Below are 24,370 nucleotides of genomic sequence, written 5' to 3'. Positions count from 1 at the left end.
TTTACCGGGCGCCAGAAGCTGCACTACGCCACCCTGCCCCTGTACTTCCTCTCCGGCCTGGTGACACTCATTGATATTGCCGTGCCCATTGCCTCCTTGTTTCTTTCGGTCTACCCCTGGCACATTGCCCTGGATGCTTTTTTTCTGCACCTGGCGCCGCTGCTAGGCATTGGGCTGCTGATTCGCTACAAAGCGCAACAGTGGCTGCGGGAACCTCAGGAAATGGGCCTGCACCTGGCCGGTGGCATCCTGCGGGTAGGCACCTGGTGGGTGTACTTGCTGGGGCTGGTGTACACGTTTTTGCGGGTGCGCGTGCCCTACATTCCAACTCCCAAGGAAGGCAACACCCGCAATGAGCTGAAGATCTGCCTGCCGAACATCCTGACCATTGTGCTGTGCGCCGTGGCTGTGAAATACGCCGGCCGCGTAGACTGGAGCCCTTATTCCCGGCTGATGGCGTTTCTGGCTACCTCCAACGCAGCCATCTTGTTTGCAGCCGTAGGAATGGGCCAGCACACTTGGGTCCGGAACATGCTGAACGATTTCAGCACCCGGCCCCTGAGTGGCTTGGTGACGGCAGGCCAAAAAATCGTGCAGACGCTGACCGTGCGCACCCAAACGGCCGGCATTTCCTTGGCCGCCAGTAGCCTACTACTGGTGGGCGGCATTGACACTGCTCAGTACATTGAGAAGCAGCTTACCGGCCTGAGCGCAGCTTCCTGGGTTGTAAACGGGGACGAAAAGCTTCACCTGGGGGTGCAGCAGGCCGTTTCCTCGCCGGCCCTACCCATCCCCTTTTCCTCGTTTACCACGCACCGGCTCCTGGCCAGCTACTCTTCCGAGTCGGCCCCGGCCATGGTTGGCCTGCCCATGACCGATAAAGTGCCAACGGATGAAATGGCGACTTTGTACGAGCAGGGCAGCATTCCGCTGCTAACCTGGACGGTGACGGGCGCTTCTGTTGCCAACTGGCCCCAGATGGCACAGGCATTTAAAACCCTGAACCGGCCCGTGCTGCTGCGGCCCGTGCTACCTGCCCTCCCCCCCGACCAGTACCGCAAAGCCTGGCATCAGCTGGTTCACCAGTTTCAAGATGCTGAAATCACCCGCGTTGTTTGGGTCTGGACTCCGCCCGCGGCCACGGCGGTGCAAGCTTACTTCCCCGGCAAAAAATACGTCGATTGGGTGGCCATTGATAAGGAGGAAACAGGTATTTCCGGCCAAAATTTCCTTGCTACCTACCTGCCTTACCGGCATGAGTTTGCCGCCAACCTGGCCCTGCACGACAAACCTGTTATGCTGCTGGGCGCAGATCAGCGGTTTAAAAACCGGCGACAGGCCGAGCTTATTACCCAGCGCTTCCCAGAAATCAAGGCCATCATTCTGCATGCCGAGGAGCACCCAAGGAGTACCCGACTGCTAACCAGCCGAATGCAGAGCAGCCTCAACGCCGTGAGTAGCAATTAACTACGGCGCCGGGTAGGCCGAACACGCATTCCGTGGGGTGGCGGCCTGACAGAAAAACACCTGGCCGGTACTACGTAGCCAACTTGCCTACGCTAACATTTGGGAACCTGGGGCGTTAGGGGAGGGACTATCTGCCCTATGCAAACCGACATACTCATCCTTGGCGCCGGAGCGGCCGGACTACTGGCGGCCCGAAATTTAGCTCGGGCCGGACGCTCGGTTACGCTGCTGGAAGGCCGTAACCGCTTCGGGGGCCGCATTCATAGCTCAACTGCCGGTAGGTTTTCCCGGCCCGTGGAAAGCGGGGCCGAATTTCTGCACGGCGACGTTCCTCTAACCCGGCAGCTGCTGCAGGAAGCCGGTATTGCGTGCCACGACACGGCCGGCATCAACTACGAGGTAGCCCAGGGCCAAACGCAGACGTCTGAAAGCTTCTTCGACGACATGCCTCTGCTGCTGGAAAAGCTACATGCCCTACCCCACGACATGGCGCTGGCAGATTTTCTGGAGCAGAATTTCCCGGGCGAGGCATACCACGTAATGCGCGAGCAGGTGAGGCGGTTCGCGGAAGGCTACGATGCCGCGGATGCAACCCGAGCCAGTGCGTTTGCCTTGCGCGAGGAATGGAGCGGCAACGGGGCCGAAGAATCCCCACGGCCTGAGGGCGGGTACAGCCGCCTGATAAGGTGGCTGGTGCAACAAACCCAGGCTGCCGGCGCCCACCTGGAGCTGGGCTGCCCCGTCACGGCGCTGCACTGGCAGCCGGGCCTGGTCTGGGCTACCTGCGCCGACGGCCGGCACTTCAGCGCCGCGCGGGTGCTTATTACCGTTCCGCTGGGCATTTGGCAGGCCGAGGCGGGCCAGCCGGGTTACGTACGCTTGGAACCCGAGCTGCCCATGCATCGGGCTGCGGCTCGCGCCCTGGGCTTTGGGTCCGTCATTAAGGTTCTGCTGGAGTTTGCTACTCCACTCTGGGAGCACGCCACCACTCAGCTTACTCGCCCGCTTCCCGACCTGGGCTTTCTTTTTTCCGACGCGCCCCTGCCAACCTGGTGGAGCCAGCTACCTAATCAGAGCCCCATTCTCACCGGTTGGCTAGCCGGTCCGGAAGCTTACCAGCGTCGCTTTACTTCGGAGGAAGACCTACTCACCGAGGCCCTCGGTTCGCTGGCCTACCTGCTGGGTACTACCCCTGGTCACTTGCGGAAACATGTGCGCGCCCACCGCATCGTTAATTGGGCAGCTGATCCGCTGGCCTTGGGGGCTTACGCCTACTCGGCGCTGGGGGCCACGGCGGCTCGCGCTGCCCTAGCTACCCCAGTTGATGATACGCTGTTTGTGGCGGGCGAAGGCGTGTACGATGGACCCTACATTGGAACCGTAGAAGCGGCTCTGGTCAGCGGCGCCAGTGCTGCTGAGCGGTTGCTAAAGCGGCAGTAACTTTCTGCTACCTCCTTATTTTGCTCATAAAACCAGACGGCCCTTCCTCCCAAGGCTAGGAGGAAGGGCCGTCTGGTTTTACTGAGGGAAGCAACGTGCTACCGGTGGTCGTTGCGGTGGGCCGCCTCCCAGCGGGCACGCTCCTGGGGCGTTACGCGGTGGTTCTTCTCGTAGCCATAGTTGAAGTTTCGGTCGTTCCGGTCTTCACGGCGGTTGTCGTTGTCGCGGCGGTTATCCCGGTAGTCGTCCCGGCGCTCGTTGCGCTGGGTGGCTTCCCAACGGGCTTTTTCGGCGGGCGTTACCCGGTGTTTTTTGTCGTAGCCGTAATTAAAGTCCCGGTCGTTTCGGTCGTTGTATTTAGTGTACCCCTTGCGGCGTTTGTCATCATCCCGGTGGTCAGGAACTGGGGCAGCAAATGAAGCGGTAGAAGAAAACAGAACGAGACCAGTGGCGAGGGAAAGCAGGGCGGTTTTCATGAGAATGGGAAAGGTGAAAGTGTAGAAGTAGCCGCCGTTCCAAAGGAAAGCGACGAGCCAGTGAAGTAGTGTTAAGCGCTTGACTGCCCACTTGCAAGCCCCGCGCCGAATTCGGTTCTTGAGCCTCCTGCCCCGTTTTTACTCTACCAGCAGCCCGGTTCGCTCTACCAGCCGGCCCAAAATTTCCGCTGTTTCATTCGGGCGGCTCGGCTGCTCCCCATCCGCCTGCTCTGCTACCCGGCGGCTGGCCTGACGCGTACAAAAAAGGCGGAGGAGCTACGGCCGCCAAACCTGCTCCCCCGCCTCCGCTGCCTCCGCGGCAGCTAGCTTGTGGCTGCCTACAGCAGCCCAACTCCGGCTCCGGCCAGCTCCGCGCGCACGGCCTCCGGCCAAATGCTCACCTGCACCTGCCCGATATGGGCCTTGCGCAGCATAAACATGCACACCCGGCTCTGGCCAATGCCGCCACCAATGCTTTGGGGCAGCTCGTCCTTAAGCAGCTGCGCATGAAACGACAGTTCCTGCCGGTCTTCGCAGCCACGCAGGGCCAGCTGGCGCACCAGCGCGTGCTTGTCCACCCGGATACCCATCGAGGATACCTCGAAGGAAGTTTGCAGCACGGGGTGCCAGAGCAGAATGTCGCCGTTGAGGCCCCGATAGCCTTCTTCGGTTTCAGTACTCCAGTCGTCGTAGTCGGGGGCGCGGCCGTCGTGGGGTTCGCCGTGGCTCAACTCGTGCCCGATGCCCATCAGGAACACGGCGCCGTATTGCTTCACGGCCTCGTGCTCCCGCTGCTTGGGCGTGAGGCTGGGGTACTGTTTCAGCAGGTCCTCGGCGTGCAGGAAGGTAATTTTGCCGGGCAGCGCGGGCGTAATTTCCGGGTACTCGGCCGTTACGCGCGCTTCCGTGGTTTTCAGGGCCTCATAGATGCGCTCTACGGTAGCCCGCAGGAAAGCCGGCGTGCGCTGCTCGGGGCTGATGTGCTTTTCCCAGTCCCACTGATCCACGTAAATGGAGTGAATGGGCGAATACTCCTCGTCGGGGCGCAGGGCGCGCATGTCGGTGAGCAGGCCCCGACCCGCTTCAATACCCAGCTCCTGCAGGCGCACCCGCTTCCATTTGGCCAGGGAGTGCACCACCACTGCCCGCCGCTCATCCAGGGCTTTAATCGGAAACCCCACGGGGCGTTCCACCCCGTTCAGGTCGTCGTTGATGCCCGTGCCGTCCAGCACAGCAATCGGCGACGAAACCTTGCTGAGCTGCAGCTGGGCACTGAGTTCTTTAGCGAAAGTATCCTTTACAAAGGAAATTGCTTCCTCAGTTTTCAATAAATCCGGGGCGCTCATGGCTATTTATTTTAGGAGTTTATGATTGGTTTTTTCAGTTCGAAAAGGCACACGAATTCCCTTCTCCCAAATGGGAGTTTTTTCAAGAATTCAGAAATTACTTGTGCGCAATTACTACGGGCTACTACCAGCTACTGCGCGTGCTAAGCTGGCCCGCAGGCATAAAAAAAGCCTTCCAGGTAGTGGAAGGCTTTAAAAGAAAATCAAGTAGTGATTTTTCAGTTCTCCAAGGGAGCAATAGCCTTCCAGTCTCGAATAAGATTATTCGAGTTATTATTCTGGAGGTTATTGCGGAAATGACGCATATGAAAGGTCTGTTTTTCGTCAGATGTTATGCAAGTATAAATCAGCGTAATTATTTATCCTAATTAAAACCGGCAATTATTTTCCTTTTACACGTATCCTGATAAATAAAAGCGTTGCGTTAGATCAGCAAAGCCAGCGGCGGCCGGCGCGGCAAACTCATTCCGATCCATTCAGGGCGTTGCGCACATCCCGCACAGCCTGCACCACCGACATGGGCACCGGAGCCTCGGGTTGCAGCAGCTTAAGCAGGCGCAGGTACTTGGCCCGGCCCTCGTTGCGCATCAGCGGGGGCACCTCGTACACGAACACCTTAAAGGGTTCTACCTTCTGCACCCCAATCAGCAGAAACCGGTCGGCGTGCAGGGCATCGGCATAAAACGCGGCCTGGCGGTCGTAGTCATACTGGGTGCACTGCTCCACGAAGTGGTTATGGTCGCGGGCCATGGTGGTTTTAAAGTCCACGATGGTGTAGGGCTGGCCGGGCTGGTCTACCACCAGGTCGGCGCGGAGCTTGCAGAGGGTGCTGGTCAGGGGCTCGGTAAAAATGCAGCTGGGCTCCGGAATACCTTGCTCAAGCAGGGCATTCACCTCGGGGTTGAGCTTCACGCCGTCCACCATCCACCAGATCAGGGTGTCATTGATGCCGGGCTGCCCGGGCTGGTACAAGTCGGGCTCCAGAATGGCGGTATGAAAGGCCGTGCCCAGCCCGAGAGCTCCGCCCACGGAATCGTGGGGGCGCGGAGGACGCCCGTTGAGGGCATCGCGCAAACGCGAAAGGTCGGAGTTGGCAATGGCCGGCAGGGCGCGGTAGTCGTCGTAGGGAATACGCAGTAGGTCGGGGCGGGCGGCGGTAGTGGTAGAATCAGTCACGCAGAAAGAACAGCGGAGCCGGCAAAAAGGCTCCGAAAAATGACAAAGCAGGGTTTGAATGAGGGAGTATAGGCATTTTTCTTTACTTCCCGGCCCGCTTGCTTGCTTTGCCCTGCTCCTAACCCACCGCTGCCCCGGCCCTACCCGCTTACTTGCCGCGGCTGTTTACCGGGCCAGTTGGCCAGGGGCGGTGCCGGAGGGCAGAAGCTGCGCCGTAAACCTTACCCCTACTGCGGGCCCGTGGTTTGCTGGTCGGCCCGCTCGCCGGTTTCCTCGGACATTTCGTACTCCCCCACCCGGCCGTACTGCCGCTCCCGCTGCAGGCCTTTGTCTTCGCCGTAGGGGTGCCCACCGAAGCCGTGGCGCATCATGGCAATGGCTTTGGCCCAGGTTGGTTCCTTGTCGCGGGAGGTAAAAAGCTGCATTACCGACTGGGAAATGACGGGAATGGGTACTTCCATATGCAGGGCGTCGGCCACCAGCCAGTTTACCTCGCCGGTGTCCTCAATGTAGCTGGGCACGTTGAAGCCGGCTTCTTCATCATAAGTCTTTTTCATGAGCTCTACCAGCCAGGAGCGCACCACCGAGCCGTTGTTCCACAAGCCCAGAATGGCGCTGACATCCAGCTTTTCGCGAAAGTGGGTGAGCAGGCCCATGCCCTCGCCTATGGCCTGCAGCATGCCGAATTCGATGCCGTTGTGCACCAGCTTCACGTAGTGGCCCGTGCCGGCCGCGCCCGTGTGCAGGAAGCCGCCCGGCACCGACGTAGCCACGAAAAACTCACGCAGCTGCTCCACGGCTTCGGGTGCGCCGCCCACCATGTAGCAAGCGCCGGTGCGGGCTCCGCCGGGGCCGCCGCTGGCGCCGCAGTCCAGGAAGTGCAGGCCCTGCTCGCGCAGCCGCGCCGCCCGCCGGATGGAGTCGCCCCAGTAGGAGTTGCCCCCGTCCACAATAATGTCGCCGGCTTCCAAATGGGGTAGTAACTGCTGGATAAGCCCATCTACGGCCGCCCCGGCCGGGATGTAGAGAAACACCTTGCGCGGACGCTTCAGCTTGCTAACCAGCTCTTCTATGCTGCCGACCACCCGCAGGTTTTCCGCTTCCAGATCAGGGCGGGGATGAATATCGAGGCCCACGACGGGGTAGCCTTTTTCGGCAGCCTGCCGGGCCAGGCCTGTCCCCATTTTGCCGAGGCCAATGACCCCGATTTGCGTTTTGCTCATGCCTATCAAGTAGTAGAATGAAAAAAATAATAGCGCGAGGTAGGTAAGATGTAGGCCAGGCCAGTAGCACGCCGGCCACAAGAATGGCCCGGCGGGCCAAAGCCGGCTCTGGGGCTACCTATTCAGGGGAACGGGGCTGCAGTAGCTTGGCAATCAGGCCGGTCCAGCCGGTTTGGTGGCTGGCCCCGAGGCCCTGGCCCGAGTCGCCGTGGAAATACTCGTGAAAAAGCAGGTAGTCCTTGAAGTTGGGGTCGGTCTGGAATTGCTTGTCGGGTCCGAGGCAGGGGCGGCGGCCGTCGGCATCGCGCAGGAACAGGCGGGTGAGCCGCTCGGTGAGGGCCTGCGAAATTTCCAGCAACGTGCTGAACTGGCCGGAGCCGGTGGGGTACTCCACCTTAAAGTCGGGACCGTAGTAGTGGTAGAAGCGCTGTAAGGACTCTACCAGCAGAAAGTTCATCGGCAGCCAGACCGGGCCGCGCCAGTTGCTGTTGCCCCCGAACAGGGAAGTGCTCGACTCGCCGGGCTCATACTGCACAACTTCCTTCTTCCCATCGGCATACTCGAACACGTAGGGCCGCGCCAAGTGGTAGCGCGAGAGGGCCCGCACCCCGTAAGCAGACAGAAACTCGGCCTCATCCAGGGCCAGGCGCAGCAGCAGCTTCATGCGGTGCCCTCGCAGCAGGGAAAGCAGGTGGCTTTGGCCGCGTCCCGGTTCCTGCCACCTCGACACCAGCGCGGCCAGCGCGGGGCGGTGGTTGAGAAACCAGTTCAGGCGGTACACAAAGCGGGGCATCTGCTGCAGGGTGTCCTCGTCGAGCACCTCCACGGCAAATAAGGGAATCAGCCCCACCATGGACCGGATGCGCAGGGGTAGGCGGCCGTGCTCGGGAGTGTTGAGCACATCGTAGTAAAACCCATCCTCCTCGTCCCACATGTCGATTTTCTGGTCGGCCAGGTTGGTCATGGCCTGGGCGATGTAGAGGAAATGCTCGAAAAACTTGCTGGCCATGTCCTGGTACACCGGGTTGGTTTTGGCCAGCTCCAGGGCCATGCGCATCATGTTTAAAGCAAACATGGCCATCCAGGCCGTGCCATCGGCCTGCTCGATGTAGCCGCCGGTGGGCAGCGGGGCCGAGCGGTCGAACACGCCAATGTTGTCCAAGCCCAGGAAACCACCCTCGAACACGTTGCGGTTGTTACGGTCCTTGCGGTTTACCCACCACGTGAAGTTGAGCAGCAGGCGGTGAAACACGCTTTCCAGAAACGGCGTGTCGCCCTGGCCGCCCCGGAGCTTGCGGTCCATCTTGTATACCCGCCAGGTAGCGTAGGCGTGTACCGGCGGGTTTACATCCTCCAGTTTCCACTCGTAGGCCGGCAGCTGGCCGTTGGGGTGCATGTACCAGTCTTGGCAAAGCAGCTGAAGCTGATTTTTGGCAAACTCGGCATCGACCATGGCCAGCGGGATGCAATGGAAAGCCAGGTCCCAGGCCGCGTACCAGGGGTACTCCCACTTGTCGGGCATGGAGATGATGTCGGCATTGTTGAGGTGGGGCCAGGTGTGGTTGCGGCTGCGCAGGCGCGCGGCGGGTGGCGGCGGCGAGGCCGGGTCGCCCTGCAGCCACTGGGCTACATCGTAGTAATAAAACTGCTTGCTCCAGAGCATGCCGGCCAGGGCCTGGCGCTGCACGTTACGCGCATCGGGGCTGTGGAGGTCGGTTTGCAGGTGCTGGTAAAACTCGTCGGCCTCGGCCTGGCGCTGCCGCACAATGGCGGCAAAATCGGCGAAAGGCTCGGGTAGCTCGGGGGCGGCCAGGCGCACGCGCACCACCCGGCTTTCGCCAGCCGGCACGCTGAGCGTATAGTGGGCCGCCGCGCGGGTGCCCAGCCGGGCGGAGTTCACGGCCGCTTGATTGCCATGAACCAGGTAGTCGTTGATGCCATCCTTGCAGTAGGCGCCGGCATTGGGGGTACCGTACAGGCGCTGGCAGTTGGTATCGTTGTCGCAAAACAGCAGCGTGGGGCCTGCATCCGCGGCAGCGGGCACGTCGCAGTAGAGCTGCAGGGCCGGGAGCTTAGCATGCTCCACTCGAATATGGCCTTCCGCCAGGGCACGAAGCTGGGGCCGGTAGTCCTCGTAGCCCCAGGCCCAGGTGTTACGAAACCATAACTGGGGTAGCACCTGCAGCACCGCCGCTTCGCTGGCCCGGTTGTGCACCGTTATTTGCAGCAACAGATCTTCGGGGCCGGCTTTGGCGTACTCCAGAAAGATGTCGAAGTAGCGGTTCTCGCGGAAAATGCAGGTATCCAGCAGCTCAAACTCGGGCTTGTGCCGGCCGCGGCGGGCGTTTTCCTGCACCAGCCACTCGTAGGGGTAGGCGTGCTGCGGATACTTGTACAGCATCCGCATGTAGGAGTGCGTGGGCGTGTTATCTAGGTAGTAGTATAGCTCCTTGACGTCCTCGCCATGGTTGCCCTCGGGCCCGCTCAGCCCAAACAAACGCTCCTTCACGATAGGATCCTGCCCATTCCAAAAGGCGGGGGCCAGGCACAGCAGCTGCTGGTCGTCGGAGATACCGCCGATTCCTTCCTCGCCCCAGCGGTAGGCCAGGCTGCGGGCCATATCGTGGGTGGTGTAGGTCCAGGGCTGGCTGTTGGCGGAGTAGTCCTCACGCACCGTGCCCCACTGCCGCTCCGATACGTAGGGCCCGAAGCGGTGCCATGCGGCCTGTCCTTCCTGGGCCTGTTGCTGCCGTTGTTGTTCCTGGGTCATACAAAATACGCCAGCGAGCAGTTACCTGTTCTTCGCCGGACCTTAAGGGGTAGCACATGAAGCCTGCACTGCGGCGGGCTACCAGATAACCCGGCCGCTTACCGCAACTCAGCCGTTATCGGCAAAACCAGGGTAGAGGGTCATGCCGCCGTCGGCGAAGATGGTGGTACCCGTCACGTAATCAGCTTCGTCGGAGGCCAGCCACACGGCTACCATACCAATGTCGGCGGGGTCGCCGATGCGGCCGTAAGGAATCAGGGTTAGCAAGTTGCGTTCTTCCTCGGGCGTGTCGCGGGCCGAGAGGTTGATGGGGGTAGCAATGGCGCCCGGCCCGATGCTGTTCACCCGAATGCGCTGGGGCGCGAGCTCCTGGGCCATGCTCTTCATCAGCTGCATGATGCCGCCCTTGCTGGTGGCGTAGTTGACGTGCCCGGCCCAGGGAATAACCTCGTGCACCGAGCTCATACAAATGATTTTGCCCGTGGCCTTGGATACTTCCGGCTGCGGACCGCGCCGCACAAACTCCCGGGCCGCCTCGCGGGCGCACAGAAACTGTCCGGTCAGGTTCACGTCAATCACCTTCTGCCACTGCGCCAGGCTCATTTCCAGAAAGGGCGAATCCTGCTGAATACCGGAGTTGTTAACCAGAATATGCAGGGTCTGGAACTGCTCCCGAATCTGGTCGAACATGTGGAGTACCTCGTCTTCCTTGCTGACATCGGCCTTGATGGCCACAGCCCGGCCGCCCGCCTTTTCAATGTCGGCCACAACGGCGGCGGCTTCGTCGGCACTGTGGGCGTAGTTGACAATGACGGTGGCGCCTTCGGCGGCCATGGCCCGGGCTACGCCGGCCCCAATGCCGGAGCTCCCCCCCGTCACGAGGGCAATCTGGTGTTGAAGACGCTGGGAGTTTGAGGAGTTTGCCATATAGCTCAGGAGAGAAGGTCAGTGGAATACTCTTCTGCTAGACTGGCAAACCCCAGCTTTAGTTACATGAATGTCTGCTGAAGCGAGTGGTACTCAGTTTAGCCAAGGCAAAAGGTGCCTCGGCCAGTTCAGCAGGACAGTTTTTTTGCTTGGTTGCTTGGTCTGTTCTACCTCCGGGTAACATCTTGACCTTCCAGACTAACAAACATTCGTTTGCGGAAATTAAAGTAGTATATTGGGGCTTGTTGATAACCGGCCCGGAGTTGCCGGGCAACCGCGGCAAGACTGGGGTACACGTTGTTCTGGTCTGTAAATTACTGAGCGTGAGCATAAGCTTCCTACCTAGCCGCGAAGGCGGAATGTTAAACCACGGCAACGATTTGCGCAATCTTTAGCAGGCCTTTGGCGTAGGGCTATCAGCACCCTACCTCCCACCCATGATTACAACCCGCAAAACCAATAAGCGCCAACTGATTCTGGAAGAAGCGGCCAAGCTGTTCAAGCAGAAAGGCTTCAGTGGTACTTCCATGCGCGACTTGGCCGGCGAAGTAGGCATCGAAGCCGCCAGCATGTACAACCACATCAAGTCCAAGGACGAGATTCTGGAGCTGATCTGCTTTCGGGTGTCAAGCACCTATATTTCCCAGCTGGCCGAAATTGAGGCCACGGAAGCGCCCTTCGTTGAGAAGATTAAGTCGCTGATTCGCCTGCACATTCGGCTGATGATTGAGGACGGCGCGGCCGTATCCGTGGCCAACCACGACTGGAAATACCTACCCGAGCCGGCCCTCACCGAGTTCAAGGATGCCCGCAAGCAGTACGAAAAAGGCTTCGCGGCCTTGATTGAGCAAGGCATTGCCGCCGGCGAGTTTCAACCCGTCAACGTGTCGGTGGCCTTGTTTACCATCCTCTCGGCCGTGCGCTGGGTAGAGCTCTGGTACCGCCCCGGCCGCGAGCTGTCGGCCGAGGAGCTGGAAGCCAACATCGTCACCATGCTCCTGACGGGGCTAGAGAAGAAATAGAGCTGTTAGCTATTGACTCTTAGCTGTTAGCCTCTCGGCTGACGAAAGCTAACAGCCAATGGCTAGCGGCTAATAGCTAAACAACATGAGTCGTTTTCATAAAGTCAAAATCAAGAGCATCGTTCGGGAGACGCCGGACTGCGTGAGCGTGGCCCTGGACGTGCCCGCCGATCTGCGCGAGACGTTCAAGTTCACCCAGGGCCAGTACCTGACGTTCCGGCGGGAGCACAATGGCGAGGAGCTGCGCCGTTCCTACTCCATTTGCAGCAGCCCCCTGGAAAACGAGTGGCGCGTGGCCATCAAGAAAGTACCGGAAGGCCGCTTTTCGTCGCTGGCGGTAGAGCAGCTGCGCGTGGGCGAAGAGCTGGAAGTAATGCCCCCAATGGGTCACTTCTACACCGAGCTGCACCCGGAGCAGCAGAAGCTCTACGTTATGTTTGCGGCGGGCTCGGGCATTACGCCGGTCATGTCCATCATCAAAACGGTGCTCCTGACCGAGCCCAACAGCCGGGTCTACCTCATTTATGGCAACCGGGGCCGCAACTCCATCATCTTCAAGGAGGAAATTGAGGGCCTGAAAAACCGCTTCCTGAACCGCCTGAGCGTCTACCACATCCTCAGCCGCGAGCAGGGCGACACGGACCTGCTGTTTGGCCGCATCAACGCCGAGAAAGCCCGGTTGTTCCTGGAGAAGATTGTGCCCGCCCGCGAAATTGACGAGTGCTTTATCTGCGGGCCGGAGGAGATGATTAACGACGTAAAGGACGTGCTGGCCGAGGCTGGGGTAGCGCCGGAAAAGATTCACTTCGAGATGTTTGCCTCCGCCGGCAGCGCCCAGCGCGCCGCCGCCCGTCAGGCCCAGCGCCCCGCCGGCCAGTACGACAAGCACAGCCAGGTAACCGTGCAGCTGGAAGGCACGAAGCGCATCCTGGAAATGTCGTACTACGGCGACACCATTCTGGACGCCCTGCTCGAAACCGGCGCCGATGCCCCCTACTCCTGCAAAAACGGCATGTGCAGCACCTGCCGCTGCCGCATCACGGCAGGCACCGTGGAAATGGACGTGAACTACTCTCTCTCCGACACTGAAGTAGCCAAAGGCTACGTCCTCTCCTGCCAAGCCCGCCCCACCTCCGAAAAGGTTACGGTGGATTTCGACCAGTAAACCACGATTGAAATGGATACTGGGAAATTATGGACTGTTAAGAAGACTGTATATGGAGCTCATAGAGAGGAATACATATTTATGGCTGGCCGCCTGATTATGAAGCGGTGGTATTTAAATGGTCAACTTTTAAGTAGCCGTATGTTCCACCATTACGAAGGCCTGACACAATTCACGTCTGAAGGCAGAAAACATAATGCTACTGCTTATGAGAATTTCAGGCCTACTCAAGATAGGAGCGATTAGAACATTCAAAGAATTCAGTAGTACAACCTAAACTTTTCTCTACATTTAACTAACGAATGTTAGTTAAGCTTTGTTTAAGAGGCATGGAAACGCTAGAACTCACCCAGGAAGAACAGTTTCAGGCCCGCATTGACGCCGATGTCCGCATTGAGCCCAAGGACTGGATGCCCGACGCTTACCGCAAAACGCTGATCCGGCAGATTTCCCAGCACGCGCACTCCGAGCTGGTGGGCATGCTCCCGGAAGGCAACTGGATTACGCGGGCACCTTCGCTTAAGCGCAAGTCCATTCTGCTGGCCAAGGTGCAGGACGAAGCCGGGCACGGCCTCTACCTCTACTCCGCCGCCGAAACCCTGGGTGCCTCCCGCGACCAAATGCTGGCCGACTTGCACTCGGGCAAAGCCAAGTATTCGAGCATTTTCAACTACCCTACCCTCAGCTGGGCTGACATGGGCTGCGTGGGCTGGCTGGTTGATGGCGCCGCCATCCTGAACCAGGTGCCGCTGTGCCGCACCTCCTACGGCCCCTACGCCCGCGCCATGGTGCGCGTGTGCAAGGAGGAAAGCTTCCACCAGCGTCAGGGCTTTGAAATCATGCAAACTCTGTGCGAAGGCTCGCCGGAGCAGAAGGCCATGGCCCAGGAAGGCCTCAACCGCTGGTGGTGGCCCACACTGATGATGTTCGGCCCCAAGGACTCGGAGTCGCCGAACACGGCCCAGTCGATGAACTGGCGCATCAAGCGCTTCACCAACGACGAGCTGCGCCAGAAATTCGTGGACATGATGGTGCCCCAGGCCGAGTTCCTGGGCCTCACGGTGCCGGACCCCAACCTGAAGTGGAACGAGGCCAAGCAGGGCTACGACTTCGGCGATGTGGACTGGGAAGAGTTCTGGAACGTGGTGAAGGGCAACGGCCTCTGTAACCAGGAGCGCCTGCAGGCCCGCGTGCAAGCCCACGAGGAAGGCGCCTGGGTCCGGGAGGCCGCCCTGGCCCACGCCGAGAAGCGCAAGCAGCGCGAAGAAGCCAAAGCCGTAGCCGCCTAACGCACCCTAGCATACCCCGTCCTGCTGGGCTTGTCGGGGCATTTTGCTTGAATGCTGATGTTCCCACCCAGCGTCAGCCCGCGAAATGCTTCGGCAAACTCAGCAGGACGGATAATTTCCGGGCGTATCCATTCCCACTCCCTCCTAAACTCTTACCCTCCTACCCTCACGCCCTCCCAATATATGTCCCAAAAAGAATGGCCGCTGTGGGAAGTTTTCATCCGCAGCAAGCAGGGCCTTGACCACAAGCACGTGGGTAGCCTCCACGCCGCCGACGCCGAAATGGCCATCCAAAACGCCCGCGACGTGTACACGCGCCGCCTGGAAGGCGTCAGCATCTGGGTAGTAGAAAGCAAGCACGTGCACGCCTCCAACCCCGACGACTCGGCCGCTTTCTACGAGCCGGCCAACGACAAAATCTACCGCCATCCGACCTTTTACCAGGTGCCGGATTCCATCAAGCACATGTAATGATGACGGACTCCCCGATGCCCGCGCCAGCCGCCGCCGCGCCCACGCCCGAAACGCCGGCCCAGCTGTTTGCCTACGTGCTGCAGTTGGCCGATACCAGCCTGATTCTGGCCCACCGCCTTTCCGAGTGGTGCGGCCACGGCCCCATTCTGGAGCAGGACCTGGCCATGGCCAACATTGCCCTGGACTTGCTGGGCGAGGCCCGCAGCTACTACCAGTACGCCGCCGAGCTGGAAGGCCAGGGCCGCACCGAGGACGACCTGGCCTACCTGCGCTCGGCCGTGGAGTACCGCAACCCCTTGCTGGTGGAGCAGCCCAACGGCGACTTCGCCCACACCATTGTGCGGCAGTTTATTTACGACTGTTTCCACTACCATTTGCTGCTGCAGCTCAAGTCGGGCCCCGATGCGCAGCTGGCGGCCATTGCTGAGAAGTCGGTGAAGGAAGCGGCCTACCACATCAAGTGGAGCTCGGAGTGGGTAATTCGGCTGGGCGACGGCACCGAGGAAAGCCGCCGCCGGGTGGAAAAAGCCCTCGGCAACCTCTGGCGCTACGCCGGCGAGCTGACTACCCCGTCGGCCACCGAAAAGGCCCTGCAAGCCGCCGGCTATCTGCCCGACTACGCCCCCCTTCAGCAGCAGATTGACGCTCACGCGGCCCGCGTGTTCGAGGAAGCGACCCTGCCGGTGCCCCAGGGTGTGTTCATGCAGAAAGGCGGCAAAGACGGCCGCCACTCCGAGCATCTGGGCTACCTGCTGGCCGAGTTGCAATACCTGCAGCGCACCTATCCCGGTTTGCAGTGGTAAACCGGCTGTAGAGACGCAAGATATTGCGTCTCGTCGTTAGCTTCGGTTGCTGAGGTCGTTTAAGCCGCGCCGTTTGAGGCCGGTTGTTCTGACGACGAGACACAAAATATTGCGTCTCTACTCTAAGTCGGGAAGCGGCGGCGTTGATTCAGCACGCTTAGCTCGACGTCTTTCTAACCTCATCATCTTATTACCCTACCCCCTTATGCCTACCGAAGAGCACATCTGGCAGCTGCTGGAAGACGTTTCCGATCCGGAAGTGCCCGTGCTCAGCATCCTGGACCTGGGCATCGTGCGCGCCGTGCGGGTGGAGGGCGAGCAAGTGCACGTTACCATCACACCGACCTACTCCGGCTGCCCGGCCATGAACACCATTGCCACCGAAATCCGGCTGCGGCTGCTGGCGGAAGGCATTACCAAGCTGCAGATTCACAACCAGCTCAGTCCCGCCTGGACCACCGATTGGATGAGCGCCGCCGGCCGCCAGAAGCTGGAAGAATACGGCATTGCCCCGCCCGTCGACGGCACCGCTACCGGCCATCTGCTCAACCTGTTCGGGGCCGATACGGCCGTGCGCTGCCCACTCTGCAAGTCGGAACACACCCACCTGGTCAGCCAGTTCGGCTCCACGGCCTGCAAAGCCCACTACCAATGCGACGACTGCCTGGAACCCTTCGACTACTTTAAATGCCACGCCTAAGCTGACCTTACAGCTGACATAGACATTACATCAGACTAAGACCGTCATGCTGAGCCCCGCGAGGCACCTCTCCCGCTTCGTTGTAAGCTTCATTGATTAGTCAGCGGTAGAGATGCTGCGGCTGCGCGGACGCCAGATAAAGCACGACGTTCTTTTTGTTCTCCACCACCCTACCCACTCATGTCCGAAACTTCTTCCCTGCTCTTTTCCCTTGATGGCGGCGTCGCCACTATCTGCTTTAACCGGCCCCAGGTTTTCAACAGCGTTAATAAAGAGGTAGCCCTGGCCTTGCAGCAGCACTTGCGCGAGTGCCAGCAGAACCCGGCGGTGCGCGCCGTGCTGCTCACGGGCACCGGCAAAGCCTTCTGCGCCGGCCAGGACCTGGCGGAAATCACCGGCCCGGATAGCCCGGAAGTAGCGGAGATTGTGGAGAAGCTCTATAACCCCATTGTGGAGCTGATTCGGGCGCTGGAAAAGCCGGTGGTAGCGGCCGTGAATGGGGTTGCCGCCGGCGCGGGTGCCAACCTGGCCCTAGCCTGCGACATTGTGGTAGCCAAGGAATCGGCCGCCTTTATTCAGGCCTTCAGCAAGATTGGCCTGATTCCGGACAGCGCCGGCACGTTCTTCCTACCCCGCCTGATTGGGATGCAACGAGCCTCGGCCCTGATGATGACCGGCGACAAGGTATCGGCCCCGGAAGCCGTGCAGATGGGCATGATTTACAAGACCTTCCCCGACGACACCTTCGAGCAGGAAGCCCAAGCGCTGGTGCGCAAGCTGGCCGCCATGCCCACCAAAGGCTTGGCCTACACCAAGCAGCTCCTGAACGTGTCGTTCAGCAACGACCTAACCCAGCAGCTGCGCTACGAAGCCGACTTCCAGCTCCGCGCCGGCAGCACCTCCGACTACCGCGAAGGGGTAGCGGCCTTCCTGGAGAAGCGCCAGCCAACCTTCACGGGGCAGTAGGGGCGCCGCATGCAATGCCGCAGCGCCAAATCAACCCATCTGAATTGTCATTCCGACGCAGGAGGAATCTGGATTAAATCGTTGCTACGGCTTAACTCAGATTCCTCCTGCGTCGGAATGACAAACGGGACAAACTCACCAACAGACGCTAGATATTGCGTCTCTACCTCGTTCAACGAAACACGAGCCACATGATTATCGGCATTATCGGCAGCGGGGCCATGGGCGCGGGCATTGCCCAGGTGGTAGCCTCCGCCGGCCACACCGTCCGCCTGCTCGATCAGAACACCCAGGCCCTGCAGCGGGCCGGCAAATCCATTCAGGGCAGCCTAGACAAACTAGCGGAGAAGGACAAACTGACCGTTGAAATGGCCGCGGCCATCTTCGCGCGCCTGCACCTGACGGAGGACATCAGCTCTTTCGCCGACTGCGAGCTGGTGCTGGAAGCGGTGGTGGAAGACCTCGGCGTGAAGCAGCAGCTGTTTCGGGAGGTAGAAATGCTGGTGTCGGAAACCTGCCTTCTGGCCTCCAATACCTCTTCCCTGTCCATTGCCTCCATTGCCGCCGCCTGCCAGAAACCCGAGCGTTTCATCGGCATTCACTTCTTCAACCCGGCCCCCATCATGCAGCTGGTAGAAGTTATTCCGGCCGTGCAGACGCGGGCCGGCCTGGCCGAGCAGGTGCGCGACCTGGTGCAGAGCTGGGGCAAGCTGCCGGTGCTGACCAAGGATACGCCGGGCTTTATTGTGAACCGGGTGGCGCGGCCGTTCTACGGCGAGGCCATCCGCATGCTGGAGGAAGGCCTGGCCGACATGGCCACCATCGATTGGGCCATGACCGAGCTGGGCGGCTTTCGCATGGGGCCGTTTGCCTTGATGGATTTCATCGGCCACGACGTGAACTACCGCGTTACGGAGTCGGTGTTCACCTCGTTCTTTTTCGATCCGCGCTACAAGCCTTCCTTCACCCAAAAGCGCCTGTTTGAGGCCGGCTACTACGGGCGGAAGTCGGGCCGGGGCTTCTACAGCTACGCCGCCGATGCCGCCCTGCCCGAGCCCACCCGCGACGAAGCGCTGGGCCGTCAGGTGCTTTACCGCATTCTGGCCATGCTCATCAACGAAGCCGTGGACGCGCTGGCCCTGAACGTGGCTTCCCAGCAGGACCTGGAGCTAGCCATGACCAAGGGCGTCAACTACCCCAAGGGCCTGCTGGCCTGGGCTGATGAGCTAGGCCCGGCCACCGTGCTGGCTACCCTCGACAGCCTGTACGAAGAGTACCACGAGGACCGGTACCGGGCCAGCCCCCTGCTGCGCCGCATGGTAAAGGCTGGGCACACTTTCTTTCAGCATGAACCAGCCGGAAACCACTAACGCTAGCCGCAAGGCCGAGGCCGTAAAGGACCGGATGCTGGGCCACGACGCGTTCAGTCACTGGCTGGGGCTGGAAATCGACGAAGTGGGGCCGGGCTACTGCCGGCTGCACTTCACGGTGCGGCCCGACATGCTCAACGGCTTCGCGGCCCTGCACGGGGGCGTCACCTTCGCCGCCGCCGACTCGGCCTTTGCCTTCGCCTGCAACAGCCACGGCCGCCAGAGCGTGGGCCTCACCGTCACGATTGACTACCTCGAAGCCGGCAAGCTCGGCGACGTCATCACCGTGGAAGCCCGCGAGGAAAGCCTCAAGCACAAAGTAGGCGTGTACCACGTGCGCGCCACCAACCAGCACGGCGCAGCCCTGGCCCTGTTCAAAGGCACCGCCTACCGCACCAGCAATGAAATCTTGTGAAATGGTGAGATGGTGAAATAGTGAGTTTGACCGCCTTGAACGGTCCGGCTTCCCACACCACCTGAACATCAAACTCACCATTTCACCATCTCACCATTTCACTACCCATGACCCAAGCCTATATCATCGACGGCATCCGGACTCCCATCGGCAACTTCGGCGGCACCCTGGCCGCCGTTCGGCCCGATGACCTGGCGGCCCATGTCATTCAGGAACTGCTCCGGCGCAACGCCTCCGTTGACCCGGCGGCTATTGCTGATGTCATACTGGGGTGCGCCAACCAAGCGGGCGAGGATAACCGCAACGTGGCCCGCATGGCCCTGCTACTGGCGGGCCTCCCCACCTCCGTGCCCGGCGAAACCGTGAACCGTTTGTGCGCCTCGGGCCTTTCGGCCAGCATTGCCGCCGCCCGCGCCATCCAGAGCGGCGACGGGGACTTGTTTATTTCCGGTGGGGTCGAGAGCATGACCCGCGCGCCCTACGTCATGTCGAAGCCCAGCAAAGCCTTCGGCACTGATTCTAAAATGTACGATTCCAGCTTTGGTTGGCGCTTTGTCAATGAGAAGCTGGAGGACCTATACGGCACCGATGCCATGGGTGAAACGGCCGAAAACCTGGTGGATCAGTACCACATCAGCCGCCAGGATCAGGACCAGTTCGCCTACGAGTCGCACCAGCGCGCCGGCCGGGCCCGCGACTCCGGCCGCTTCGCCGAGGAAATCGTGCCCGTAGCCATTCCCCAGCGCAAAGGCGAGCCGGTGCTGTTTGCCCAGGACGAGTTTATCAAGTCGAACACTACCCTGGAGGGGCTGGCCAACCTTCGCCCGGCATTCCGCAAGAACGGCTCCGTGACGGCCGGCAACTCCTCGGGCCTGAACGATGGGGCGGCGGCCCTGCTGCTGGCTTCGGAAGAGGGCATCCGGCAGCACAACCTTACGCCCCGGGCCCGCATCGTGGCTATGGGGGTAGCGGGCGTGGAGCCGCGCACCATGGGCATCGGGCCGGTGCCAGCTTCGCAGCAGGCCCTGAAAAAGGCCGGCCTCACCCTGGACCATATCGACCTGATTGAGTTCAACGAGGCCTTTGCGGCCCAAACCCTGGCCTGCGTACGCGGCCTGGGCCTGGAGGGCTCCGACCCGCGCATCAACCCCAACGGCGGGGCCATTGCCCTGGGCCACCCGCTGGGCATGAGCGGGGCCCGCATCCTCAACACGGCGGCCCTGGAGCTACACCAGCAAAACAAGCGCTACGCCCTCGTGACCATGTGTGTGGGCGTGGGTCAGGGCTACGCCGCCATCATTGAAAAGGTATGATTTACTCGTTTAACGGCTTGGTTCCGGTAGTGCACGAGTCGGCGTTTGTGCACCCGCAAGCCACGGTGACGGGCAACGTCATCATCGGCCGCAACGTGTATATCGGGCCGGGTGCGGCTATCCGCGGCGACTGGGGCCAGATCATCATTGAGGACAACTGCAACGTGCAGGAAAACTGCACCGTGCATATGTTTCCGGGCACCACCACCCGGCTCAAGGAAATGGCCCACATCGGCCACGGCGCCATCATTCACGGCGCCACCATCGGCCGCAACGTGCTGGTGGGCATGAACGCCGTGCTCATGGACCGGGTGGAAATCGGCGACGAAAGCATCATCGGGGCCCTGAGCTTCATCCGGGCCGACGAAGTTATTCCGCCCCGCAGCCTGGTAGTAGGCAATCCGCACAAAATCATCCGCGAAGTCAGCGACGAGATGCTGGCCTGGAAAACCGAAGGCACCCGCATCTACATGCAGCTGCCCGCCGACCTCCACGCCACCCTGCAGCCCTGCGAACCGCTCCGGGAAGTCCCCGCCGACCGGCAGGTGCAGCAGGGCAGCTACCAAACCTGGGCCGAGCGCAAAGCAGGCGAGTAGTTTTGCAAAAGAACGTCCTGCTGAGCCTCGCGAAGCATCTCTACCGCTTCGTTGTGCGAGCATCAGGAGTTAGCCAGCGGGAGAGATGCTTCGGCTGCGCGGACGCCAGATCAAGCAGGACAAGTACTTAGGCAACGTCAGCCCGCGAGATTCCTCGCTGCGCTCGGAATGACGTTCTAACAACTCCTACCCCCACACCCTCCTACCCTCCTACCCTAACTATATGACTCCCACCCTCGAAAACTACGTGATGGGCCGCTGGATGGCCGGCTCAGGTGAGCAGCACGAGCTGCACGATGCCTCTACCGGCGAAGTCATTGCCGTTGCCAACGGTGAAGGCCTCGACTACGCGGCCATGTTCGACTATGCCCGCCGCACCGGCAACCAGGCTCTGCGCAAGATGACGTTCCACGAGCGGGGCCGCATGATTAAGGCCCTGGCCCTGCACCTGGACAGCAAGAAGGAAGACTTCTACACCCTCAGCTACCGGAGCGGCGCCACCCGCGCCGACTCCTGGATTGACATTGAGGGCGGCATCGGCAACCTGTTCGCCAACGCCTCCCTGCGCCGCAAATTCCCCGACAAGCCGTTCTACGTGGAGTCGGACCCGATTGCGTTATCCAAGGCCGGCAACTTCATGGGCCACCACATCCTGGTGCCCAAGGAAGGCGTGGCCGTGCACATCAACGCCTACAACTTCCCCATCTGGGGCATGCTGGAGAAAATTGCCGTGAATCTGCTGGCCGGCATGCCCGCCATCGTGAAGCCGGCCGTGCCCACGGCCTACCTCACCGAAGCGGTGGTGCGCGAAATTATTGCCTCCAAGATTCTGCCCGAAGGCGCCCTGCAGCTGGTGTGCGGCACCGGCCAGGGCATTCTGGACCACGTAACCTACCAGGACGTGGTAACCTTTACGGGCTCGGCGGAAACCGGCCGCAAGCTGCGGGCCCACCCGCGCATCATCACTGAGGCCGTGCCGTTTACCATGGAAGCCGACTCGCTGAACGCCTCGGTGCTGGGGCCGGATGCCGTGCCGGGCACCGTGGAATTCGACTTGTTTATCAAGGAAATCCGCAAGGAAATGACGGCCAAAGCCGGCCAGAAATGCACGGCCATCCGCCGGGCCATCGTGCCCGAAAACCTGCTGGAAGACGTGCAGATTGCCCTCGGCAAAGCCCTGGCTCAAACCACCGTCGGCCACCCGCAGGCGGAGGGCGTCCGCATGGGCGCGCTGGTGAACATGACCCAGGCCAACCGCGTGCGGGAGCAGGTGCGGGAGCTGGCCAAGAACACGCCCATCGTGTACGGCGACCTGGACAACGTGCAGGTAATCGGGGCCGACTGCAAAACGGGCGCCTTCATGTCGCCGATTGTGCTGCTGAACCCCGAGCCGTTCAAGTTCACCGATTCCCACGAGGTAGAGGCCTTCGGACCCGTGGCAACCCTGATGCCCTACCGCAACCTCGACGAGGCCATAACCCTCTCGAACATGGGCAAGGGCTCCCTGGTGTGCTCCGTAGCTACCAACGACCCGCGCACAGCCCAGGAGTTTGTGCTGGGCGCAGCCACCCACCACGGCCGCATCCTGGTGATTAACGAGGAGGTAGCCAAGGAAAGCACCGGCCACGGCTCGCCCCTACCCCTGCTGATTCACGGCGGCCCCGGCCGAGCCGGCGGCGGGCAGGAAATGGGCGGCATGCGCGGGGTGGAGCACTTCATGCAGCGCGTGGCCATTCAAGGCTCGCCTAGCATGATTACCGCCATTACGGAGGTGTACCAGCCCAAGGCCAAGCAGATGGAAAAGGACAAGCACCCCTTCCAGCACTACTTCGAGGAGCTGGAAATCGGGCAGACCTACACCACCCACCGCCACACCGTCACGGAGGCCGACATCACCAACTTCGCCCAGGTGTCCGGCGACAATTTCTACGCCCACGTCGATGCTACTTCCCTGGAGGGCACGCTGTTCACGGGCCGCGTGGCCCACGGCTACTACATCCTGAGCAAGGCCGCCGGCATGTTTGTGGACCCGCGCAAGGGCCCGGTGCTGCTCAACTACGGCCTCGACGAGTGCCGCTTCACCAAGCCCGTCTACCCCGGCATGACCATCGGGGTGAAGCTGACAGTGAAGGAGAAAATCGGGCAGGAGAAGCGCGACGAGCAGGACGTAGCCAAAGGCATCGTGCGCTGGCTCGTGGACGTCTCGGATGAAACCGGCGAAACCGTAGCCGTAGCAACCATCCTGACGATGGTCAAGAAGAAGGAACAAGCGTAAATGTAAACCTCTGTCATCCTGAGCCCCGCGAAGGACCTTATCACGCTAAAACGCTGAACGTAACACCAGTTCGTTCCAGAGTAACAAGGTCCTTTGCGGGGCTCCGGATGACAGTTATTAGTGCCACATGCAAACAGGAACTGTTACTACCCACACCACTCCGGAAGGAATTGCCACCATTAGCTTCTTCCACCCCAGCCACAACTCCCTGCCCGGCGCCCTGCTGACGAAGCTGGCCGACACCATTACGCAGGTTGGCCAGCAGGCTGCTACAAAAGTTATCATTCTCAAAAGCGAAGGCGCCAAGACTTTCTGCGCCGGGGCCTCCTTCGATGAGCTGATTGCCATTGAAAATGAGGCGCAGGGGCTGGAGTTTTTCTCGGGCTTCGCGAAGGTGATTAACGCCTGCCGCACCTCGTCCAAAATCATTATCGGCCGGGTGCAGGGCAAGGCCATTGGCGGCGGCGTGGGCGTGGCGGCGGCTACCGACTACTGCTTTGCTACCGCCCAAGCTTCGGTAAAGCTAAGCGAGCTGGTCGTGGGCATCGGGCCGTTTGTGGTGGGCCCGGCCGTGGAGCGCAAGATTGGTGTGGCGGCCTACGCCCAGCTGGCCCTGGATGCGGCCGAGTTCCGCTCGGCTACCTGGGCCCAGCAGCGCGGCCTCTACGCCGAAGTGCTCGACTCAGAAGAAGCCCTGGACGCGGCCGTGCAGGCTTTTGCCCACAAGCTCGCCGCCTACAACCCCGAGGCCCTAACGGATTTGAAACGCGTTATCTGGGCGGGAACCGAGCACTGGGACCAGCTGCTAGTGGAGCGGGCGGCCATTAGCGGCCGGCTGGTGCTCTCGGACTTCACCCGGCAGGCCATCCGGCAGTTCAAGGCCAAATAATCCTGCCACCTTATCAGCTGCTGAGGTAGTATTCGGACCTAACCGCTAGCAAACAAAAAACCCTCACTACAAGGCGCAGTGAGGGTTTTTGGTGATCCCGCTGGGATTCGAACCCAGGACCCATACATTAAAAGTGTATTGCTCTACCAGCTGAGCTACAGAATCATTTCCCTGCCGTTGGCTGATGCTTTTCGGAAGGGAGTGCAAAAGTACACGGCAGTACCTTTGCTTGCAACTCAGGGGCTTGAATTTGGTAAAAATATTCAAC

Annotated in this window: 21 protein-coding genes and 1 tRNA gene; 15 read left to right on the top strand and 7 right to left on the bottom strand. The window is 60.8% G+C overall.

Annotated elements, in window-relative coordinates; all coding sequences use genetic code 11:
- On the top strand, window positions 1-1,467 hold a 1,467-nt coding region (locus tag IEW18_RS13490), incomplete at its 5' end, for a glycosyl hydrolase (RefSeq protein ID WP_229728738.1).
- A gap of 138 nt (window positions 1,468-1,605) precedes the next feature.
- Complete coding sequence (locus IEW18_RS13485) at window positions 1,606-2,907, top strand: flavin monoamine oxidase family protein (protein ID WP_188558379.1); 1,302 nt, start codon at window positions 1,606-1,608, stop codon at window positions 2,905-2,907.
- Window positions 2,908-3,005: 98 nt separating this feature from the next.
- On the opposite strand, the gene IEW18_RS13480 is transcribed toward IEW18_RS13485, so the two are convergent.
- From IEW18_RS13480 to IEW18_RS13455, 6 genes are all read right to left on the bottom strand, one after another.
- Window positions 3,006-3,383, bottom strand: a complete 378-nt coding sequence (locus IEW18_RS13480) for a hypothetical protein (RefSeq protein WP_188558378.1) — start codon at window positions 3,381-3,383, stop codon at window positions 3,006-3,008.
- Between the two features lie 338 nt (window positions 3,384-3,721).
- Window positions 3,722-4,729 carry an aspartate--ammonia ligase gene (asnA, locus tag IEW18_RS13475; protein ID WP_188558377.1) on the bottom strand — a complete coding sequence of 336 codons (1,008 nt, stop codon included), beginning with the start codon at window positions 4,727-4,729 and terminating at the stop codon, window positions 3,722-3,724.
- 462 nt (window positions 4,730-5,191) lie between these two features.
- The gene (locus tag IEW18_RS13470; protein WP_188558376.1) at window positions 5,192-5,905 is read right to left on the bottom strand and encodes a PD-(D/E)XK nuclease-like domain-containing protein; all 714 of its coding nucleotides are present in this window, start codon (window positions 5,903-5,905) and stop codon (window positions 5,192-5,194) included.
- A gap of 227 nt (window positions 5,906-6,132) precedes the next feature.
- Window positions 6,133-7,128 carry an NADP(+)-dependent, decarboxylating phosphogluconate dehydrogenase gene (locus IEW18_RS13465; RefSeq protein WP_188558375.1) on the bottom strand — a complete coding sequence of 332 codons (996 nt, stop codon included), beginning with the start codon at window positions 7,126-7,128 and terminating at the stop codon, window positions 6,133-6,135.
- A gap of 118 nt (window positions 7,129-7,246) precedes the next feature.
- Window positions 7,247-9,898, bottom strand: coding sequence for an MGH1-like glycoside hydrolase domain-containing protein (locus IEW18_RS13460; RefSeq protein ID WP_188558374.1), 2,652 nt, complete (start codon window positions 9,896-9,898; stop codon window positions 7,247-7,249).
- A gap of 108 nt (window positions 9,899-10,006) precedes the next feature.
- Window positions 10,007-10,825: an SDR family oxidoreductase gene (locus IEW18_RS13455; RefSeq protein WP_188558373.1), complete on the bottom strand. Its 819-nt coding sequence runs from the start codon at window positions 10,823-10,825 to the stop codon at window positions 10,007-10,009.
- A 437-nt stretch (window positions 10,826-11,262) separates the two neighbouring features.
- On the opposite strand from IEW18_RS13455, the gene IEW18_RS13450 reads away from it, so the two are divergent.
- From IEW18_RS13450 to IEW18_RS13390, 13 genes are all read left to right on the top strand, one after another.
- Window positions 11,263-11,847 (top strand): TetR/AcrR family transcriptional regulator, encoded by a 585-nt coding sequence (locus IEW18_RS13450; protein ID WP_188558372.1) that lies wholly within the window; start codon window positions 11,263-11,265, stop codon window positions 11,845-11,847.
- Between the two features lie 85 nt (window positions 11,848-11,932).
- Window positions 11,933-13,012 carry a 1,2-phenylacetyl-CoA epoxidase subunit PaaE gene (paaE, locus tag IEW18_RS13445; RefSeq protein ID WP_188558371.1) on the top strand — a complete coding sequence of 360 codons (1,080 nt, stop codon included), beginning with the start codon at window positions 11,933-11,935 and terminating at the stop codon, window positions 13,010-13,012.
- A gap of 329 nt (window positions 13,013-13,341) precedes the next feature.
- On the top strand, window positions 13,342-14,301 hold the full coding sequence (gene paaA, locus IEW18_RS13440) for a 1,2-phenylacetyl-CoA epoxidase subunit PaaA (protein ID WP_188558370.1): 960 nt from the start codon (window positions 13,342-13,344) through the stop codon (window positions 14,299-14,301).
- Window positions 14,302-14,484: 183 nt separating this feature from the next.
- Window positions 14,485-14,772 (top strand): 1,2-phenylacetyl-CoA epoxidase subunit PaaB, encoded by a 288-nt coding sequence (gene paaB / locus IEW18_RS13435; protein WP_183405028.1) that lies wholly within the window; start codon window positions 14,485-14,487, stop codon window positions 14,770-14,772.
- On the top strand, window positions 14,772-15,578 hold the full coding sequence (paaC, locus tag IEW18_RS13430) for a 1,2-phenylacetyl-CoA epoxidase subunit PaaC (protein WP_229728737.1): 807 nt from the start codon (window positions 14,772-14,774) through the stop codon (window positions 15,576-15,578). The genes paaB and paaC overlap by 1 nt, the downstream gene beginning before the upstream one ends.
- Before the next feature lie 205 nt (window positions 15,579-15,783).
- A complete protein-coding gene (paaD, locus tag IEW18_RS13425; RefSeq protein ID WP_188558369.1) occupies window positions 15,784-16,278 on the top strand; it encodes a 1,2-phenylacetyl-CoA epoxidase subunit PaaD in 495 nt (164 codons plus the stop codon).
- Window positions 16,279-16,458: 180 nt separating this feature from the next.
- Window positions 16,459-17,244: an enoyl-CoA hydratase-related protein gene (locus IEW18_RS13420; protein ID WP_188558368.1), complete on the top strand. Its 786-nt coding sequence runs from the start codon at window positions 16,459-16,461 to the stop codon at window positions 17,242-17,244.
- 155 nt (window positions 17,245-17,399) lie between these two features.
- Window positions 17,400-18,614: a 3-hydroxyacyl-CoA dehydrogenase NAD-binding domain-containing protein gene (locus tag IEW18_RS13415; RefSeq protein WP_229728736.1), complete on the top strand. Its 1,215-nt coding sequence runs from the start codon at window positions 17,400-17,402 to the stop codon at window positions 18,612-18,614.
- On the top strand, window positions 18,592-19,029 hold the full coding sequence (gene paaI, locus IEW18_RS13410; protein WP_188558367.1) for a hydroxyphenylacetyl-CoA thioesterase PaaI: 438 nt from the start codon (window positions 18,592-18,594) through the stop codon (window positions 19,027-19,029). The genes IEW18_RS13415 and paaI overlap by 23 nt, the downstream gene beginning before the upstream one ends.
- Window positions 19,030-19,136: 107 nt before the next feature.
- Window positions 19,137-20,342 carry a 3-oxoadipyl-CoA thiolase gene (gene pcaF / locus IEW18_RS13405; RefSeq protein WP_188558366.1) on the top strand — a complete coding sequence of 402 codons (1,206 nt, stop codon included), beginning with the start codon at window positions 19,137-19,139 and terminating at the stop codon, window positions 20,340-20,342.
- Window positions 20,339-20,938, top strand: a complete 600-nt coding sequence (locus IEW18_RS13400; RefSeq protein WP_188558365.1) for an acyltransferase — start codon at window positions 20,339-20,341, stop codon at window positions 20,936-20,938. Before pcaF ends, IEW18_RS13400 begins: the two co-directional genes overlap by 4 nt.
- Before the next feature lie 223 nt (window positions 20,939-21,161).
- Window positions 21,162-23,213: a phenylacetic acid degradation bifunctional protein PaaZ gene (gene paaZ, locus IEW18_RS13395; RefSeq protein ID WP_188558364.1), complete on the top strand. Its 2,052-nt coding sequence runs from the start codon at window positions 21,162-21,164 to the stop codon at window positions 23,211-23,213.
- Window positions 23,214-23,340: 127 nt separating this feature from the next.
- Window positions 23,341-24,102 (top strand): enoyl-CoA hydratase/isomerase family protein, encoded by a 762-nt coding sequence (locus IEW18_RS13390; protein ID WP_188558363.1) that lies wholly within the window; start codon window positions 23,341-23,343, stop codon window positions 24,100-24,102.
- Window positions 24,103-24,191: 89 nt separating this feature from the next.
- On the opposite strand, the gene IEW18_RS13385 is transcribed toward IEW18_RS13390, so the two are convergent.
- Window positions 24,192-24,267 (bottom strand) — tRNA-Lys (locus tag IEW18_RS13385).
- Window positions 24,268-24,370 lie beyond the last annotated feature (103 nt).

The sequence above is a fragment of the Hymenobacter glacieicola genome (genome assembly GCF_014640315.1).
Classification (GTDB): Bacteria; Bacteroidota; Bacteroidia; order Cytophagales; family Hymenobacteraceae; genus Hymenobacter; species Hymenobacter glacieicola.
Note: the sequence above shows the minus strand (reverse complement) of the source record. Positions and strands in the feature narration are given on the sequence as shown.

Bases quoted from the DNA above. Each gene is read 5' to 3' on its own strand.
- IEW18_RS13485 (WP_188558379.1), top strand. From the start codon at position 1,606: ATGCAAACCGACATACTCATCCTTGGCGCCGGAGCGGCCGGACTACTG.
- IEW18_RS13480 (WP_188558378.1), bottom strand. From the start codon at position 3,383: ATGAAAACCGCCCTGCTTTCCCTCGCCACTGGTCTCGTTCTGTTTTCT.
- asnA (WP_188558377.1), bottom strand. From the start codon at position 4,729: ATGAGCGCCCCGGATTTATTGAAAACTGAGGAAGCAATTTCCTTTGTA.
- IEW18_RS13465 (WP_188558375.1), bottom strand. From the start codon at position 7,128: ATGAGCAAAACGCAAATCGGGGTCATTGGCCTCGGCAAAATGGGGACA.
- IEW18_RS13460 (WP_188558374.1), bottom strand. From the start codon at position 9,898: ATGACCCAGGAACAACAACGGCAGCAACAGGCCCAGGAAGGACAGGCC.
- IEW18_RS13455 (WP_188558373.1), bottom strand. From the start codon at position 10,825: ATGGCAAACTCCTCAAACTCCCAGCGTCTTCAACACCAGATTGCCCTC.
- IEW18_RS13450 (WP_188558372.1), top strand. From the start codon at position 11,263: ATGATTACAACCCGCAAAACCAATAAGCGCCAACTGATTCTGGAAGAA.
- paaE (WP_188558371.1), top strand. From the start codon at position 11,933: ATGAGTCGTTTTCATAAAGTCAAAATCAAGAGCATCGTTCGGGAGACG.
- paaA (WP_188558370.1), top strand. From the start codon at position 13,342: ATGGAAACGCTAGAACTCACCCAGGAAGAACAGTTTCAGGCCCGCATT.
- paaB (WP_183405028.1), top strand. From the start codon at position 14,485: ATGTCCCAAAAAGAATGGCCGCTGTGGGAAGTTTTCATCCGCAGCAAG.
- paaC (WP_229728737.1), top strand. From the start codon at position 14,772: ATGATGACGGACTCCCCGATGCCCGCGCCAGCCGCCGCCGCGCCCACG.
- paaD (WP_188558369.1), top strand. From the start codon at position 15,784: ATGCCTACCGAAGAGCACATCTGGCAGCTGCTGGAAGACGTTTCCGAT.
- IEW18_RS13420 (WP_188558368.1), top strand. From the start codon at position 16,459: ATGTCCGAAACTTCTTCCCTGCTCTTTTCCCTTGATGGCGGCGTCGCC.
- paaI (WP_188558367.1), top strand. From the start codon at position 18,592: ATGAACCAGCCGGAAACCACTAACGCTAGCCGCAAGGCCGAGGCCGTA.
- pcaF (WP_188558366.1), top strand. From the start codon at position 19,137: ATGACCCAAGCCTATATCATCGACGGCATCCGGACTCCCATCGGCAAC.
- IEW18_RS13400 (WP_188558365.1), top strand. From the start codon at position 20,339: ATGATTTACTCGTTTAACGGCTTGGTTCCGGTAGTGCACGAGTCGGCG.
- paaZ (WP_188558364.1), top strand. From the start codon at position 21,162: ATGACTCCCACCCTCGAAAACTACGTGATGGGCCGCTGGATGGCCGGC.
- IEW18_RS13390 (WP_188558363.1), top strand. From the start codon at position 23,341: ATGCAAACAGGAACTGTTACTACCCACACCACTCCGGAAGGAATTGCC.